This window comes from Nocardioides sp. PD653-B2 (assembly GCF_002117935.1).
Lineage (GTDB): Bacteria > Actinomycetota > Actinomycetes > Propionibacteriales > Nocardioidaceae > Nocardioides.
The window spans coordinates 61,163-77,002 of the sequence record NZ_BDJE01000025.1 but is presented as its reverse complement, the minus strand read 5'-3'; the positions used below and the strand labels follow the sequence as shown (position 1 = coordinate 77,002).

9 protein-coding genes are annotated in these 15,840 nt (G+C 72.6%); 8 read left to right on the top strand and 1 reads right to left on the bottom strand.

Annotation, left to right across the window (positions count from 1 at the left end; translation table 11 throughout):
* The first annotated feature begins 2 nt into the window (after window positions 1-2).
* The 4 genes from PD653B2_RS11085 (at window position 3) to PD653B2_RS11070 (ending at window position 7,612) form a co-directional block, all read left to right on the top strand.
* Window positions 3-1,820 carry an AMP-dependent synthetase/ligase gene (locus PD653B2_RS11085; protein WP_085872437.1) on the top strand — a complete coding sequence of 606 codons (1,818 nt, stop codon included), beginning with the start codon at window positions 3-5 and terminating at the stop codon, window positions 1,818-1,820.
* A 178-nt stretch (window positions 1,821-1,998) separates the two neighbouring features.
* Window positions 1,999-2,688, top strand: coding sequence for a hypothetical protein (locus tag PD653B2_RS11080; protein WP_085872436.1), 690 nt, complete (start codon window positions 1,999-2,001; stop codon window positions 2,686-2,688).
* Window positions 2,688-4,214, top strand: a complete 1,527-nt coding sequence (locus PD653B2_RS25875) for a DNA polymerase Y family protein (protein ID WP_165763432.1) — start codon at window positions 2,688-2,690, stop codon at window positions 4,212-4,214. The genes PD653B2_RS11080 and PD653B2_RS25875 overlap by 1 nt, the downstream gene beginning before the upstream one ends.
* The gene (locus PD653B2_RS11070; protein WP_085872435.1) at window positions 4,214-7,612 is read left to right on the top strand and encodes an error-prone DNA polymerase; all 3,399 of its coding nucleotides are present in this window, start codon (window positions 4,214-4,216) and stop codon (window positions 7,610-7,612) included. Before PD653B2_RS25875 ends, PD653B2_RS11070 begins: the two co-directional genes overlap by 1 nt.
* A 37-nt stretch (window positions 7,613-7,649) precedes the next feature.
* Here the strand turns inward: PD653B2_RS11070 and PD653B2_RS11065 are convergent, their stop codons facing one another.
* The gene (locus tag PD653B2_RS11065; RefSeq protein ID WP_133059028.1) at window positions 7,650-8,573 is read right to left on the bottom strand and encodes a hypothetical protein; all 924 of its coding nucleotides are present in this window, start codon (window positions 8,571-8,573) and stop codon (window positions 7,650-7,652) included.
* A gap of 133 nt (window positions 8,574-8,706) precedes the next feature.
* Here PD653B2_RS11065 and hemW point away from each other — a divergent pair, with 133 nt between their 5' ends.
* The 4 genes from hemW to PD653B2_RS11045 all read left to right on the top strand — a co-directional run bounded on the left by hemW (window position 8,707) and on the right by PD653B2_RS11045 (window position 15,839).
* A complete protein-coding gene (hemW, locus tag PD653B2_RS11060; RefSeq protein WP_085872433.1) occupies window positions 8,707-9,933 on the top strand; it encodes a radical SAM family heme chaperone HemW in 1,227 nt (408 codons plus the stop codon).
* A 28-nt stretch (window positions 9,934-9,961) separates the two neighbouring features.
* Window positions 9,962-10,477, top strand: a complete 516-nt coding sequence (locus PD653B2_RS11055; protein WP_085872514.1) for a TM2 domain-containing protein — start codon at window positions 9,962-9,964, stop codon at window positions 10,475-10,477.
* A gap of 105 nt (window positions 10,478-10,582) precedes the next feature.
* Complete coding sequence (locus PD653B2_RS11050; RefSeq protein ID WP_085872432.1) at window positions 10,583-12,220, top strand: MFS transporter; 1,638 nt, start codon at window positions 10,583-10,585, stop codon at window positions 12,218-12,220.
* Between the two features lie 88 nt (window positions 12,221-12,308).
* Complete coding sequence (locus tag PD653B2_RS11045) at window positions 12,309-15,839, top strand: adenylate/guanylate cyclase domain-containing protein (RefSeq protein WP_165763431.1); 3,531 nt, start codon at window positions 12,309-12,311, stop codon at window positions 15,837-15,839.
* The last annotated feature ends 1 nt before the right edge of the window (window position 15,840 follow it).

Here is a 15,840-nt window from a genome sequence, read left to right as displayed (position 1 = left end):
TCATGCCCACCACCGACACCAGCTTCGTCGACCACCTGACCAAGAACGTCGCGGTGCAGTTCCTCGACCGCGTCGCCGCCTCGGCCGACCACGAGGCGTTCCGCTACCCCCGGGGTGAGGGCTGGGAGTCCGTCACCTGGCGGCAGGCGGGCGACCTCGTCGAGAAGCTCGCCGGAGGCCTGCTGTCCCTCGGCATCACCTCGGAGCAGCGGGTCGGCATCGTGGCCGGCACCCGCTACGAGTGGATCCTCGCCGACCTGGCGGTCATGTGTGCGGGCGCCGCGACCACGACCGTCTACCCGTCGACCAACAGCGAGGACACGGCGTACATCCTCAGCGACTCGGACAGCCGCGTGGTCTTCGCCGAGGACGACGACCAGATCGCGAAGCTCACCGCGCACAGGGACGAGCTACCGCAGGTCATCAAGGTCGTGACCTTCGACGGGACGACCGACGGCGACTGGGTGATCGGCCTCGACGACCTCGCCACGCTGGGGGAGGCCTACCTCGCCGAGCACCCGGGCGTGGTCGGCGAGACGGCCCACGCGATCGAGCCCGACCAGCTCGCGACGCTCATCTACACCTCGGGCACGACCGGCAAGCCCAAGGGCGTCCGGCTGCTGCACCGGGCCTGGGTCTACGAGGGCACGGCCATCCAGGTGCAGGACATCCTCGGCGAGGACGACCTCCAGTTCCTGTGGCTGCCGATGGCCCACTCGTTCGGCAAGGTGCTGCTCTCGGCGCAGCTCGCCTGTGGCTTCGCCACCGCGATCGACGGCCGGGTCGACAAGATCGTCGAGAACCTCGGCGTCGTGAAGCCGACGTTCATGGGCGCCGCGCCGCGGATCTTCGAGAAGGCGCACGGCCGGATCGTCACCATGCAGGCGGCCGAGGGCGGCCTCAAGGAGAAGATCTTCAAGAAGGCGTTCGAGGTCGGCATCAAGGTCGACAAGCACAAGCGCGAGGGCAGGTCCGTCCCGCTGCTGCTCAACGTCCAGCACGGGCTCTTCGACAAGCTGGTCTTCAGCAAGGTGCGCGAGCGGTTCGGAGGCCGGGTCCGGTTCTTCATCTCCGGCTCCGCAGCGCTGAACTCCGAGATCGCCGAGTGGTTCCACGCCGCCGGCATCCTCATCCTCGAGGGCTACGGCATGACCGAGAACGCCGCCGGCGCCACGGTCAACCACCCCGACGACTACAAGATCGGCACGGTCGGCCCCGCACTGCCGGGCAGCGAGGTCAAGATCGGCGAGGGCGACGAGGTGATGCTGCGCGGGCCGCACATCATGGCGGGCTACCACAACCTCCCCGAGGAGACGGCGAAGACGCTGACCGAGGACGGCTGGCTGCACACCGGCGACAAGGGCAGCCTCGACGCCGACGGCTTCCTCACCATCACCGGCCGGATCAAGGAGCTCTTCAAGACCTCCGGCGGCAAGTACGTCGCGCCCCCCGCGATCGAGTCGAAGTTCAAGGCGATCTGCCCCTACACCAGCCAGTTCATGGTCTTCGGCAACGAGCGGAACTTCGTGGTCGCGCTGATCACCCTCGACCCCGACGCGATGGCGGGCTGGGCCGAGGAGAACGGCATGGCCGGCGCGTCGTACACCGACATCGTCAGGTCCGACGAGGTCAAGACGATGATCGGCGGCTACGTCGACCAGCTCAACGCCCGGCTGAACCGCTGGGAGACCATCAAGAAGTGGGAGATCCTCGACCACGACCTCACCATCGAGTCGGGCGAGCTGACCCCCTCGATGAAGGTCAAGCGCAACGTCGTCGAGGTCAACAACAAGGACCGGATCGACGCGTTCTACTCGTGAGCTGGCGGCGTGCGGGTTTCACCGGGCAGCCGGTGAAACCCGCACGACACGCCGGCCCGGCACGGCGTGTCGTGCGGGTTTCGGCGGGCAAGTTCACGCCGGTGTGACTGCTGGGACGGGTGAGGCGGTACGGCGAACCCGCTGTTGACCTGTTCGAACACATGTTCGATCATGGGGTGTGACCCCACCGACCAGCACCCCGACGAACGCCGCGGACACGATCCAGCAGCTGCGCGCCCGGATGACGCGGATGCAGGACGGCGTGCCGCGGCTGGAGCTGGAGACCCACCCGGCGCTGGCCGGCCTGGTCCAGCTGCGGGCGGGCGGCAGCTACTCCGTCGACAGCTCGAGCCTGGCGCTGGCGCTGATGGCCGGGCCCTCGCGGGCCGGGGGCTGGTGCGCGGTCGTCGGCGTCACCGACTTCGGCGCCGAGGCCGCCCTGGCGCTCGGGGTCGACCTGACCCGCACCGTCCTGGTCCCCGAGCCCGGCGACCAGTGGCTCGAGGTCACCGCTGCGCTGGTCGACGTCGCGACGGTGGTGGTGGTCCGGACCCGCGGCCGGGTGCCCGCGCACGTCGCCGAGAAGCTCGGCGCCCGGCTGCGCAAGCGGTCGTCGGTCCTGGTCGCCCAGGAGCGGACATCGGGGGACTGGCCGCGCTGCGAGGTGCGGCTGACGACGCGGGAGCCCGCGTGGTCCGGTGTCGGCGAGGGGCACGGCCACCTCCGCGCGCGCCGGCTGGTCGTCGAGGCGCAGCGCGGGTCGGCCCCGCCGCGGCGAGGTGCGCTGTGGTTCCCGGCCGAGGACCAGTCCTACGTCCGCGCCGAGCGCGACCTGACCGCCGTACCCGCTGTCGAGGCGGCGAGCTGATGCGCGTCATGGTCGTCTGGTGCCCGGACTGGCCGGTGGTCGCCGCGCTGGCCGACGAGGGGCTGCCCACCCACCTGCCGGCCGCGGTCTTCAGCGCCAACATCGTGCAGGCCGGCAACGACGCGGCCCGCGCGTCCGGCGTACGACGGGGCATGCGTCGCCGCGACGCGCAGTCGCGCTGCCCGGAGCTGAAGGTGTACGCCGCCAGCCCCGACCGCGACACCCGGGCCTTCGAGCAGGTGTTGGCGGCGGTCGAGGAGCTGCGGCCGGGGGTGTCCCCGCTGCGGCCGGGGCTCCTGGCGCTGCGTGCGCCCGGACGGTTCTACGGCGGGGAGCCGTCCGCGGCCGCGTTGGTCGCCGAGCGGCTGGTCGGGCTCGGCGTCTGGGACTGCCGGGTCGGGGTTGCCGACGAGCTGTTCACCGCCGAGCAGGCCGCGCGGCGTGCGCAGCGGCAGGACTGCCGGGTCGTCGAGCCGGGGGAGTCGGTCGGCTTCCTGCGCGGGCTGCCGGTCGACGTCCTCGAGGACGCCGACGCGGTGAGCCTGCTCCAGCGGCTCGGGCTGCGCACCCTCGGCGACCTCGGCGACCTGGCGGCGGCCGACGTGCGCGACCGGTTCGGCCCCCAGGTCGCCTGGGTGCACCGGGTGGTCGGCGGCGACGGCGCCGTCCTCCTCGCGACCCGCACCCCGCCTCCCGACCTCGCCTGCCACGTCGACTTCGAGCCGCCGCTGGACTCCGCGGAGACGATCAGCTTCAGCGTCCGCCGGACCGCCGACCGGGTCGTCGACCAGCTGGCCCGGCTCCACCTGGTCTGCACCGAGGTGCTGGTCGAGGCGCGCTGCGAGGGGTCGGTCGAGCCCGCCTCGTCGCGCACCTGGCTGCACCCGCGCTGGTTCTCCGCAGCCGACCTGGTCGACCGGCTGCACTGGCAGCTGCAGGGAGGCTTCCGGGGCGGCGACATCCGGTCGCCGGTCGACCGGGTGGTTTTCACGCCGGTGACCGTCGTCCCCGACGCGGTGCACGCCGACGGGCTGTGGGGCGGCACCGACGAGCGCGTCGAGCGGGGCATCGCCCGGGTGCAGGGGATGCTCGGCCACGAGGCTGTCGTCCGGCCGGTCCTCCAGGGCGGCCGGGCGCCCGCCGACCGCCAGGCGCTGGTCCCGTGGGGCGAGCGCGCGACCGGGCTGCGGCCGACCGGCCCCGCCTGGCCGGGCCGCATCCCGCCACCCGCGCCCGCCCGGGTGCTCGCGACGCCGGTGTCGGCGGCGGTCGTCGGCGTGGGGATGCGCACCGTCGGGGTCGACGACCGGGGCGCGGTGACCTGCGAGCCCGAGCGGTTCCGCCCCGGGCCGTCCGGCGACTGGCAGCCGGTCGCCGCCTGGGCCGGGCCGTGGCCGGTCGAGGAGCTCTGGTGGGAGACGAACCCGCGCCGGGTGGCCCGCTTCCAGGTGGTCGGCGTCGACGGGCGCGCCTGGCTGATGACGTGGGACGACGGCGTCTGGTTCACGGAAGCCGCGTACGACTGATGGGCTGGAACAACCCCTCGATCTCCTGGGGTGAGCTCGAGAAGCGCCTCTCCGGCCGCACCCACACCCCGCAGGACCCCGAGGCGCCGATCTCGACGAAGAAGCGCAAGCGGCGGCGGGTCGAGATCGACCGGCCGACCGGCCCGCTCACGCCGTACGCCGAGCTGCACTGCCACTCCAACTTCAGCTTCCTCGACGGCGCCAGCGGGCCCGACCACCTGGTGCTGGAGGCGATCCGTCTCGGCCTGCACGCGTTGGCGATCACCGACCACGACGGGTTCTACGGCGCGCCGCTCTTCGCCGAGACCGCGCAGCTGCACGGCGGCATCCAGACCATCTACGGCGCCGAGCTCTCGCTGGGCCTGCGCACGCCGCAGCAGGGCGTCGCCGACCCCGAGGGCAGCCACCTGCTGGTGCTGGCCCGCGGGGTCGAGGGCTACCACCGGCTGGCCGCCGCGATCACCGACGCCCAGCTGCGCGGCGACGAGAAGGGACGCCCGGTCTACGACCTCGACGAGCTCGCCGAGCGGGGGCGCGACCACTGGCTGGTGCTGACCGGCTGCCGCAAGGGCGCCGTACGACGGGCGCTCACCGACCGCGGGCCGACGGCTGCGGCGGCCGAGCTCGACCGGCTGACCGCGCTCTTCGGCCACGAGCACGTCGCCGTGGAGCTGACCGACCACGGCCACCCGACCGACAGCGCCCACAACGACCTGCTCGCGGCGCTGGCCGCCGACCACGGGCTGCCGGTGGTCGCCACCAACAACGTCCACTACGCGCACCCGTCCGGCCACCGGCTCGCCGGGGCGATGGCGGCGGTCCGGGCCCGGCGCAGCCTGGCCGAGATGGACGGCTGGCTGCCGGCGACCGGCGCCGCGTGCCTGCGCTCGGGCGACGAGATGGCGCGCCGCTTCGCCCGCTACCCCGGCGCGGTCGCGCGCACCGTCGAGCTCGCCGACGAGATCGCCTTCGACCTCCAGAAGGCCAGCCCCCGGCTGCCCAAGAAGGGCATCCCCGACGGGCACACGCCGTCCAGCTGGCTGCGCGAGCTCACCGAGCGGGGCTTCGCGATCCGCTACGCCGGGGGCGCCCTCGAGGACGAGGCCAGGGACAAGGTCGAGCACGAGCTGAGGGTGATCGAGGAGAAGGACTTCGCGGGCTACTTCGTGATCGTCCACGACATCGTGGAGTTCGCCCGCTCGCAGGGGATCCTCTGCCAGGGCAGGGGATCCGCGGCCAGCTCGGCGGTCTGCTACGCCCTCGGCATCACCGCGATCGACCCGGTCTTCTACCGGCTCCCGTTCGAGCGGTTCATCTCCCAGCACCGCGACGAGGAGCCCGACATCGACGTCGACTTCGACTCCGACCGTCGCGAGGAGGTGATCCAGTGGGTCTACGAGCGCTACGGCCGCCACAACGCCGCGCAGGTCGCCAACGTGGTCGGCTACCGGCCCAAGATGGCGGTCCGCGATGCCGCCAAGGCGCTCGGCCACTCGCCGGGTCAGCAGGACGCGTGGTCGAAGCAGGTCACCAGCTGGACCACGGTGGCGTCCCGGGACCCGGGCGGCGACCACGACGTACCCCCTGCCGTCGTCGACCTCGCCAACCAGTTCCTCGGCGCCCCGCGTCACCTCGGCATCCACTCCGGCGGGATGGTGCTCACCGAGCGGCCGATCGGCGAGGTGGTGCCGATCGAGCGGGCCCGGATGGAGAAGCGCACGGTCCTCCAGTGGGACAAGGACGCCTGCGAGTTCATGGGGCTGGTGAAGTTCGACCTGCTCGGTCTCGGGATGCTCAGCGCGCTCGACCACATGATGACGATCGTCCGCGAGCACCTCGGGGAGTCGTGGGAGCTGAGCACGATCCCCAAGGAGGAGCCGGCGGTCTACGACATGCTCTGCCGGGCCGACTCGGTCGGCGTCTTCCAGGTGGAGAGCCGGGCCCAGATCGGCACCCTGCCCCGACTGCGGCCACGGGAGTTCTACGACCTCGCGATCGAGATCGCGCTGATCCGGCCCGGCCCGATCCAGGGCGGCGCCGTGCACCCCTACATCCGGCGGGCGACCGGCCGCGAGGAGGTGGAGTACGCCCACCCGCTGCTGATCCCGGTGCTGGAGCGCACCCGCGGCGTACCCCTCTTCCAGGAGCAGCTGATGGACATGGCCCGGGTGCTCGGCGACTGCAACCGCGACGAGGCCGACCTGCTGCGCCGGGCGATGGGCTCCAAGCGCGGGATCGAGCGGATCGAGTCCATCAAGGAGAGGCTGATGGCGGGGATGGCCGCCAAGGGGATCGTCGGTGACGCGGCCGACGCGATCTACGTGAAGATCCTGTCCTTCGCGAACTTCGGCTTCGCCGAGAGCCACTCCCTGTCCTTCGCCAAGCTCGTCTACGCCAGCTCGTGGTGCAAGCTGCACTACCCGGCGGCGTTCCTCGCGGCGCTGCTGCGCGCGCAACCGATGGGCTTCTACTCGGCGCAGTCGCTGGTGCACGACGCGCGGCGGCACGGCGTCGAGGTGCGGCGTCCCGACCTGGTGCTCTCCGCGGCCACGCCCGACCTCGAGCTCGTCGGCGCTCCTGGCGCGACCGGGCTCGACTCCTGCCTCCTCGACGGCACGCGCACCGAGTGGGTCGACGGCACCCCCGACCCGACGCCCGAGCACCGGCGCGACACGGCGTACGCCGTCCGCCTCGGGCTCGACTCCGTCCGCGGCATCGGCACGACGGTCGCCCGCCGGATCGTGGCGGCCCGCGCCGAGCGGCCGTTCGCCGACCAGGTCGACCTGTCCCGGCGGGCCGGTCTCGACGCCCGGCAGCTCGAGGCGCTGGCGACGGCGGGGGTCTTCGACGGCACGGGGGTCAACCGCCGGCAGGCGCTCTGGAACGCCGGCTGGACCGAGACCGACGAGCACCTCGAGGGGATCCGGGTCGCCGGCCCGGCCCCGATGCTCCCCGAGATGGACGACGTCGAGATCACGATGGCGGACATGTGGGCGACCTCGATCACGCCGGCGGGGCATCCCTTCGTGCACCTGCGCGAGCAGCTGCGCCGCCACGGGATCCGCTCGGTGGCCGACACCGCGACCGCGGAGGCGGGGCGGCGGGTGCACGTCGCGGGCCTGGTCACGCACCGGCAGCGGCCCGGCACCGCCGGGGGAGTCACCTTCCTCAACCTCGAGGACGAGACCGGGATGCTCAACGTCATCTGCACGGTGGGGGTCTGGCGGCGCTACCGCACGGTCGCGGCCACCGCCGCCGGCATGGTGATCCGGGGGATGCTCGAACGCTCCGACGGCGTCACCAACCTGCTCGCCGACCGGCTGGCGCCGATCGAGGACGTCTACCCCGAGGCGGGGCGGGCGCTGCGGGCCCGGCACCGTTCGCGCGACTTCCACTGAGCGGGTCGTCCGCCTCTCGACAAGCCATGGGTGCGTGTCAGGCGGACGACCCGAGTACGCCGAGCGCGCGCAGGTCTCGGGCCACTCGATCGGGATGGTTGCGCAGCTCGAGGGCAGTGCATCGGATCACCGTCACGCCGGTGGCGACGAGCTGGCGCTCCCGTTCGATGTCGGCGCTCCAGTGCTCCACTCGCATGTGGAACCCGCCGTCGACCTCGAGCACGACCACGCGCCCATCCGGCAGCCGCCACTCGGCATCCGTGAACCGGAGGCGGCCGGCGGAGTCTCGCCGTGGGGTCTGGCGCCCGGGCCGAGGGATCAGGAACGAGTCGCACATCGTGAGGACGTCGCGTTCCGCAACCGACTGGGTGCCGGCGGCCAGCTCGCCGAGGAATCGACGAAACGGCTTGGCCCGGCGCAGCGGCCGCATCCGCGTGATCCACCCGTCGAGGCGGTACGGCGTCGTCAGGCCCTGCTGGACGCAGGCCGCGAGGAGCCCGTACGCCGACCGCGTCACCGGGTGGTAGCCCGCCCACAGGAGGGCCGTGGGTTCCACCCGCCAGGTCGACAGGGGCAGCGGGGAGGTCAGCAACGGGATCGGCCGTCGGGTCTCGACGAAACGGATGCCGTTGACCGGCTCCAGGTTGTGCGACTTCCGGACCAGGACGGTGATCTCGTCGCGGTGCCACCGTGCCAACCCGTGTCTCTCCAGTGCGGTGAGGCCGCCGAGAGCACTGCAGGGGCCGGCGTGCAGGACCCCGGCCCACATCAGCTGGGCGCGGGTGAGCGCCCCGGTCGTCGTGCACACAACCACGCTGCTCACCTCCTGCCATCGGCGGGCACTGAGCTGGGCGTCGACGTAGTGGCTTCCCATGCCGAGTCGATTCAGCTGGCGCCGATGCAGCATCCCCTCCTGGGCTGCGGCGAGCGGCAGCCAGCGGGGTGGCGTCGTACCGGACATGCCCTCGAGCCTCCCCGAACTGCGGCGATGGCGGCGGCCGTCATCCACAGCATCCGAGTCGTCCGCCTCCTGCGCACCTATGAGTAGCGGAGAGGCGGACGACCCGCCCATGGCCGGGTGGGAGGATGGCGCAATGCCTTCCGCCCTGCCCGCCGGTGACCCGGTCCCCGACGACGGGTCGCTGCCCGAGAGCGCGCTGGCGGGGCTGGGGCAGCGGCCGTTCGGGATCTACGTGCACGTGCCGTTCTGCACGGTGCGCTGCGGCTACTGCGACTTCAACACCTACACGTCCGAGGAGCTCGGGCCGGCCGGAGGCGCACCCGGGGCGTCGCGCACGACGTACGCCGAGGCAGCGATCGCGGAGGTACGGCGAGCCCGCGTCGCCCTGGGCGACGTGGACGTCCCGGTGCAGACGGTCTTCTTCGGCGGCGGGACGCCGACCCTGCTGAGCCCGGCCGACCTGGGATCGGTGGTCGCGGCGATCGCCTCGGAGTTCGGGCTCGCCGACGACGCCGAGGTCACCACCGAGTCCAACCCCGACAGCGTGGCGCTGTGGGACCTCGAGGAGCTGCGGCAGGTCGGGTTCACCCGGATCTCGTTCGGGATGCAGTCGGCCGTCGACCACGTCCTCGCGGTGCTGGACCGCACCCACGACCCGCTCCGGGTCCCGGCCGTCGTCGACTGGGCCCGGCAGGCGGGCTTCGAGCAGATCAGCCTGGACCTCATCTACGGCACCCCGGGGGAGTCGCTCGCCGACTGGGAGACCAGCGTCGAGACGGCGCTGGCGTCCAGCCCCGACCACGTCTCGGCCTACTCCCTCATCGTCGAGGACGGCACCGCCCTGGCCCGACGGGTCAAGCGCGGCGAGCTGCCGATGCCCGACGAGGACGACCTCGCCGACAAGTACGTGCTCGCCGACGAGCGCTTCGCGGCGGCCGGCCTCGGGTGGTACGAGGTCTCGAACTGGGCCAAGGACGAGGCGAGCCGCTGCCGGCACAACCTGCTCTACTGGACCGGCGGCGACTGGTGGGGCGTCGGACCGGGCGCGCACTCGCACGTCGGCGGTGTGCGGTGGTGGAACGTCAAGCATCCCGCGGCGTACGCCGACCGGCTGGCGGCCGGCCGCAGCCCCGCCCACGCCCGCGAGGTGCTGGACGACGAGAGCCGCCGCGTCGAGCGGGTGCTGCTCGAGCTGCGGCTGCGCGACGGGCTGCCGGTCAGCGTCCTCGACGCGACCGGACGGGCCGCGGTCGCACGGCTGATCGACGACGGCCTGCTGACCCGGCACGCGGAGCGCCTCGTGCCCACCCAGCGCGGCCGGCTGCTCGCGGACGCCCTCGTGCGCGACCTGCTGCCCTGAGGACCCGGCGGGCCCTACTGTGGTCGCCATGACCACAGGCCCCGAAACTCCGGACCCCACCCAGCCGCCTGAGGGCCAGCAGCCTCCCTCGCCCTCCGGCGACCAGGCCCCGCCCCCGCCGTACGGCGAGCCGACGCCCCCGCCGTACGGCCAGCCCACCCCGCCCCCGTACGGCGGACAGGTGCCGCCGCCCGCCGGCGGCCAGCAGCCTCCGCCGTACGCCCAGCCGAGCGGCTACCCGCCGCCGCCCGCCGGCGGCTACCCGGGACAGCAGCCCTACAACCCGGCCGCGCCGTACGGCGTGCACCCGGTGACCGGCATCCCCTACTCCGACAAGACCAAGCTGGTCGCGGGCCTGCTGCAGATCCTGATCCCGCTCGGCATCGGCCGCTTCTACATCGGTGACACGAAGACCGGTGTCTGGCAGGTGATCGTGACCGTGCTGACCTGCGGCATCGGCGCGCTGTGGCCGTTCATCGACGGCATCATCATCCTCGCCACCGACTCGGTCGACGCGCAGGGACGACCACTGCGCAGCAGCTAGCAAGCCCCAATGTCAGCGAACTGACAGTACGACGGCCCCCGTCGGCGTCATGATGACGCTGCTCCTCTCGGAGCAGCCGAGTCCGGAGCCACGGGGGTCTGTCGTATGTCGGGGTCACTGAAGCAGGTCCTCACCAACCCGGCCCTGCGCCGGATCCAGCTGGCGTTCTTCGGCTCCACGCTGGGTGACTGGGCCTACGCGACCGCGGTGACGGTGTGGGCCTACCAGGTGGGCGGCGCCACCGCGGTCGGGGTCTTCCAGGCCGTCCGGTTCGTCTCGGTCGCGATCGCCGGACCGCTCGGCGCGCTGGTCGCCGACAAGGTGTCCCGCAAGCACTTCATGCTGACCGTGGACGCGATCCGCGGCGTGCTCGTCGCACTGGCCGCCGTCTCGATCGGGCTGGGCGGGCCACCGATCATCGTCTACGTGCTCGCCGTCCTCTCGGGGATGGTCGGCGCGTCGTTCCGCTCGGCCCAGGCCGGGCTGATCCCTCGCCTGGTCTCGACGCCCGACCAGCTGACCGCCTCCAACGCGGTCGCCTCCAACCTCGAGACCGCCGCGATGTTCGTCGGTCCCGCGATCGGTGCGCTCCTCATCAGCGTCGTCGACGTCGAGCTGGTCTTCTGGCTCAACGTGGTGAGCTACGCCTGGTCCTTCGCCCTGGTCGCCGCGGTCCGGGTGCCCGCGGCCGAACCGGCGCTCGTCTCGAAGGACGAGCCCGACGATGCCGAGAGCTTCCTCCACGAGGTCACGGTGGGGTACGCCGAGCTGGTCCGCGACCGCGACCTCGCGATCGTGGCCGGGCTGGCCGCGGCCCAGGGACTGATCTGGGGCGCTCTCACCGTCTTCACGGTGATGATGTCGCTGACCGTGCTCGACGCAGGGGCTGCCGGCGTCGGCTACCTCAACTCGGTCCTCGGGATCGGCACCGTGGTGGGCGGCCTGGTGATGCTGACCCGGCTGACGAAGGGCCGGCTCGGCCAGGACATGGCGATCGGGGTGCTCGGCTGGGCGCTGCCGCTGGTGGTGCTCGCGATCTTCCCGTCGCCGGTCGTCGTCTTCGTCGCGCTCGCCCTGATCGGCTTCTCCGACGCGTGGGTCAACCTCGGCCTCGACACCATCCCGCAGCGGATCGCTCCGGACCGGATCCTGTCGCGCGTCTACGCGGCCGTCGACAGTGCGCTGATCGGGTCCATGGCGCTGGGGGCCGCGATCGCCCCGCTGCTCGTGCACCTGCTCGGCTTCCGTGGCGCCCTGGCGCTCCTGGGCGGCGGTGTCACCGCGCTGGTGCTGGCCGCGTTCGCTCGGATGCGCCGGCTCGACGCCCGCCTCGCCCTGCCGGAGTACCAGCCCGCGCACCTCGAGCTGATTCGCTCGCTCGACCTCTTCGCCCCGTTGTCGCCTCCGGTCCAGGAGTCGCTGGCGCGCAAGCTCGAGCCGGTGTCGGTCCCCGTCGGAGCCACGATCCTGGCGGAGGGCGAGACCTCGGACCGCTTCTACCTGATCGTCTCCGGGGCGGTCGACGTCACCAAGAACGGGCGCCTGCTGCGGATCGAGGGCCCGGGCGACTTCTTCGGCGAGATCGGGCTGCTCCGCGACGTGCCGCGCACGGCGACCATCAGCGCTCTGGAGCCGACCGAGCTGCTCGCGTTGGACCGCGACGACTTCCTCGCCGCGGTGACCGGTGCCGCGGAGTCCGCCCGCGCGGCCGAGGACGTCGTACGCCTCCGGCTCGGGGTGTGAGCAGATGGCGAGATCGACCGGTCCTGGCCCGGGTGATGCGTCATCCTTGCCTCGGGACGCGGAGTCAGCGATCGATCGGGAGGCCCTGGTGACGACGTGCGGGAGCTGCGGCACGGGCGGTCAGCCCGACGGTGCGAGGTTCTGCTTCACCTGCGGTGCCACCCTGCAGGCGCTGGCCTGCCGGAGCTGCCAGGCCGAGGTCGTGCCGGGTGCTCGCTTCTGCAGCACCTGCGGCGCCGACCAGGGCGCGTCGGTGGCCACGACCGTCCAGCCGGTCGCGTCGCGACGGATCACCAGCGTCCTCTTCGGCGACCTCGTCGGCTTCACGGCGCTCTCGGAGACCCGCGACCAGGAGCAGGTCCGCGAGCTGCTCTCGCGCTACTTCGACGAGTGCCGCGCGATCGTCGCCCGCTACGGCGGCACGGTCGAGAAGTTCATCGGCGACGCGGTGATGGCGGTCTGGGGAGTCCCGACCGCCCACGAGGACGACGCCGAGCGCGCTGTCCGCGCCGGACTGGAGCTCGTCAACACGATCGCGGCGATGGGCTCCGACGTCGACGTCCCCGACCTCGCCATGCGGGTCGGCATCGTCACCGGCGAGGTCGCCGTGACGATCGGCGCCGAGCAGCAGGGCATGGTCGCCGGCGACGCCGTCAACACCGCCTCCCGTGTGCAGTCCGCCGCGACCGCCGGCCGGGTGTGGGTCGACGAGACCACGAGGTTGCTGACCTCGTCCGCCATCACGTATGTCGATGTCGGCAGCCACGCCATGAAGGGCAAGGCCGAGCCGATGCCGTTGTGGTCGGTGCGCGCCGTGGTCGCCGCGGTCGGCGGAGCCCAGCGCGCCGACGGGCTCGAGGCACCGCACATCGGTCGCGACCGCGAGATGCGGCTGGTCAAGGAGCTCTTCCACCGGGTGGAGGAGACCGAACGGCCGGCACTGCTCGTCGTCGACGGCGACGCCGGGCTCGGCAAGTCCCGGCTGGCGTGGGAGTTCGAGAAGTACGTCGACGGCCTGAGCGCCGACGTTCGCTGGCACACCGGTCGGTGCGTGTCGTACGGCGAGGGTGTCGCGTTCTACGCGCTGGCCGAGGCGATCCGCGGCCGGTTGCAGGTGATCCGCAACAACGGCGGCGGCATCGAGGTCGCCGACGTCGCCCACGGAGACGAGGACCAGGCAGAGCTGCTCGCCGCAGGGCTCGACCTGCTGCTGACCGACGCCGACGAGCGGGCCTGGCTCGAGCCGCGGATGGAGGCGCTGCTGGGGATCGGGGCCGTCGGGTCCTTTCCCCGCGAGGACCTCTTCTCGGCCTGGACGACCTTCCTCCACCGGGTCAGCGACAGCGTCCCCGGCCGGCAGACGCCGGTGGTCCTGCTCATCGACGACGCCCAGTACGCCGACGACGGCCTGGTGCTCTTCGTCGAGCACCTGCTCGCCTTCGCGACGTTCCCCTGCTTCGTGGGCCTGTTCACGCGGCCCGGGCTGCTCGAGGCCAACCCCGGCCTCGCCACCAACCGGCGCTCGACCGTCGTGCACCTCGACGCCCTGGGAGCCGGGCAGATGGGGGAGCTCCTCGACGGCCTGGTCGGGGGCCTCGACGACGCCGTGCGCGACGCGTTGGTCTCACGAGCGGAGGGCATTCCGCTCTTCGCGGTGGAGACGGTGCGCTCCCTGATCGACCGCGACCTCGTCGTGCCTCGCGGCGGGCAGTACGTCCTCGCCGGCGAGGGCACCCTCGACCTCGACCAGATCGGCGCCCCGGCCTCGCTGCAGGCGCTGATCGCGGCCCGGCTCGACAAGCTCTCGCCCGATCAGCGTCGGGTGATCGACCGTGCGAGCATCGTGGGCCGGTCCTTCGCCCGCGACACGATCGCCCACCTGTGCCCGGACGTCGCCGACCTCGACGACGTGCTCGCGGCGCTGGTCCGGCTCCAGCTGCTGCGCCAGGAGTCCAACCGGCTCAGCGTCGAGGTCGGCCTCTACCAGTTCGTGCAGGCCGTCGTCCGTCAGGTCGCCTACGGCACCCTCTCGCGCCGCGACCGCAAGGCCGGCCACCTGACGGTCGTCGGGCTGCTGACGTCGACGGAGGACTCGTCGGCGGAGGTCGCGGCGATCGCGGCCCAGCACTACCTCGACGCCCTCGACGCGGTGCCGGAGGACGATGACGTCGCCGAGCTGACCGCGCGGGCCATCGGCGAGCTGCGCCGGGCTGCCGTCCGCGCCCTGGCCCTCGGCGCGCCCGCGGAGGCGGCGGGTCATCTCGGGGTCGCGCTCGAGCGGGCCGCCGAGCCCGTCGAGCGCGCGCGGATCGAGCTCGACCTGGCTCGGGCGCTCCGGGAGGCCGGCGACCTGGAGGGCGCGATCGAGCACAGCGAGTCCGCGCGCGACGCCTTCACCGCGCAGGGCGACGAGCTCTCCGCGTCCTCGGCCGTCGCGATCCTCGCGGCGGCGATCGCGGTGGATCGCAACGACTACGAGGCCGCGATCGCGATGGCCCAGGCGCGCTATGACGCTCTTCGTGGTCGCGACGAGGCTGCGTGGGTGCTCGTCGAGCTCGCCCAGACCCTGATCCAGCTGCAGATGCGGACCAGCCACGACTTCCGCGAGATCGCGGACGAGAAGGCGCGGCTCGCGGAGCTCGTCGACGACGAGGCAGAGATCGCGGACAGCTACGTCGGCCTGGCCCTCCACTACATGCTGACCGGCACCCGCGGGCTCGGCCGGGCGCTCTTCGCGTCGGCGGTGGAGATCGGGCGACGGATCGACCGGCTCGACATCGTCAACCGCTGCCTGACCAACCTCAACGTGTCGTGGACGCCGGACGACGCGCTCCGGGCCCTGGAGTACGGGCGCCAGGCGATCGTGGTGAGCCGCCAGGCGGGCTCGCTCTACGCCCACTCCAACACCGCGATCAACCTCGCGCTGGCCCAGCTGCTCGCCGGCGACTGGGACGGTGTCGCGGCCACCTCCGCCGAGGCCGAGACCGAGCGCGTCATCGCGGACTTCGTGATCGGCCGGATCGCGCTGGCGCGTGGCGAGGGATGGAGTCCCTCCACGGACTTCGCCCTCGAGCTCGACGGCGACGACCTCTCCCTGCGCTCGTTCGTGTTGGTCTCGGCGGCCATGCACGGCCAAGCGAGCGGCAACGGGCTCGCGGCCCGGCAGGGTCGCGAGGCAGCCGAGACGATGTACGCCGCGACCGGCCTCTACGACGACTTCACCTGTGTCTGGCAGATCGCCACCGAGATCGCGTGGGAGGCGGGCGACCGAGCGGAGCTCGACGCGCTCCTCGCGCTGGTCGACGACCACCGCGGCAGCAATCCCACGACCGGCCTGCGTGCCCAGCGCGCCCGGATGGCAGGACTGATCGCCGCCGAGGAGGACGATCCCGCGGCGGCCGAGGAGCAGCTGCGGAACGCTCTGGCGCTTGCCGAGCAGTGGCACTCCGAGCCCACCGTGGCCTGCTGCCTGGCCGACCTCACCGTGCTGCTCACCCGGCAGGGTCGCGCCGACGAGGCGGCGCCCCTGGGTGAACGCGCCCGGGAGATCTTCGGACGACTGGGCGCGGTGCGCTGGAGCGAGGAGCTCGACCGGGCTCTCGCCGGAGTGGCCGCGTGAG

What these genes read in the sequence shown, in the direction of transcription:
- PD653B2_RS25875 (WP_165763432.1), top strand. Translation starts at nt 2,688, where the DNA reads ATGCGCGTCATGGTCGTCTGGTGCCCGGACTGGCCGGTGGTCGCCGCG.
- PD653B2_RS11070 (WP_085872435.1), top strand. Translation starts at nt 4,214, where the DNA reads ATGGGCTGGAACAACCCCTCGATCTCCTGGGGTGAGCTCGAGAAGCGC.
- PD653B2_RS11065 (WP_133059028.1), bottom strand. Translation starts at nt 8,573, where the DNA reads ATGTCCGGTACGACGCCACCCCGCTGGCTGCCGCTCGCCGCAGCCCAG.
- PD653B2_RS11085 (WP_085872437.1), top strand. Translation starts at nt 3, where the DNA reads ATGCCCACCACCGACACCAGCTTCGTCGACCACCTGACCAAGAACGTC.
- PD653B2_RS11050 (WP_085872432.1), top strand. Translation starts at nt 10,583, where the DNA reads ATGTCGGGGTCACTGAAGCAGGTCCTCACCAACCCGGCCCTGCGCCGG.
- PD653B2_RS11055 (WP_085872514.1), top strand. Translation starts at nt 9,962, where the DNA reads ATGACCACAGGCCCCGAAACTCCGGACCCCACCCAGCCGCCTGAGGGC.
- hemW (WP_085872433.1), top strand. Translation starts at nt 8,707, where the DNA reads ATGCCTTCCGCCCTGCCCGCCGGTGACCCGGTCCCCGACGACGGGTCG.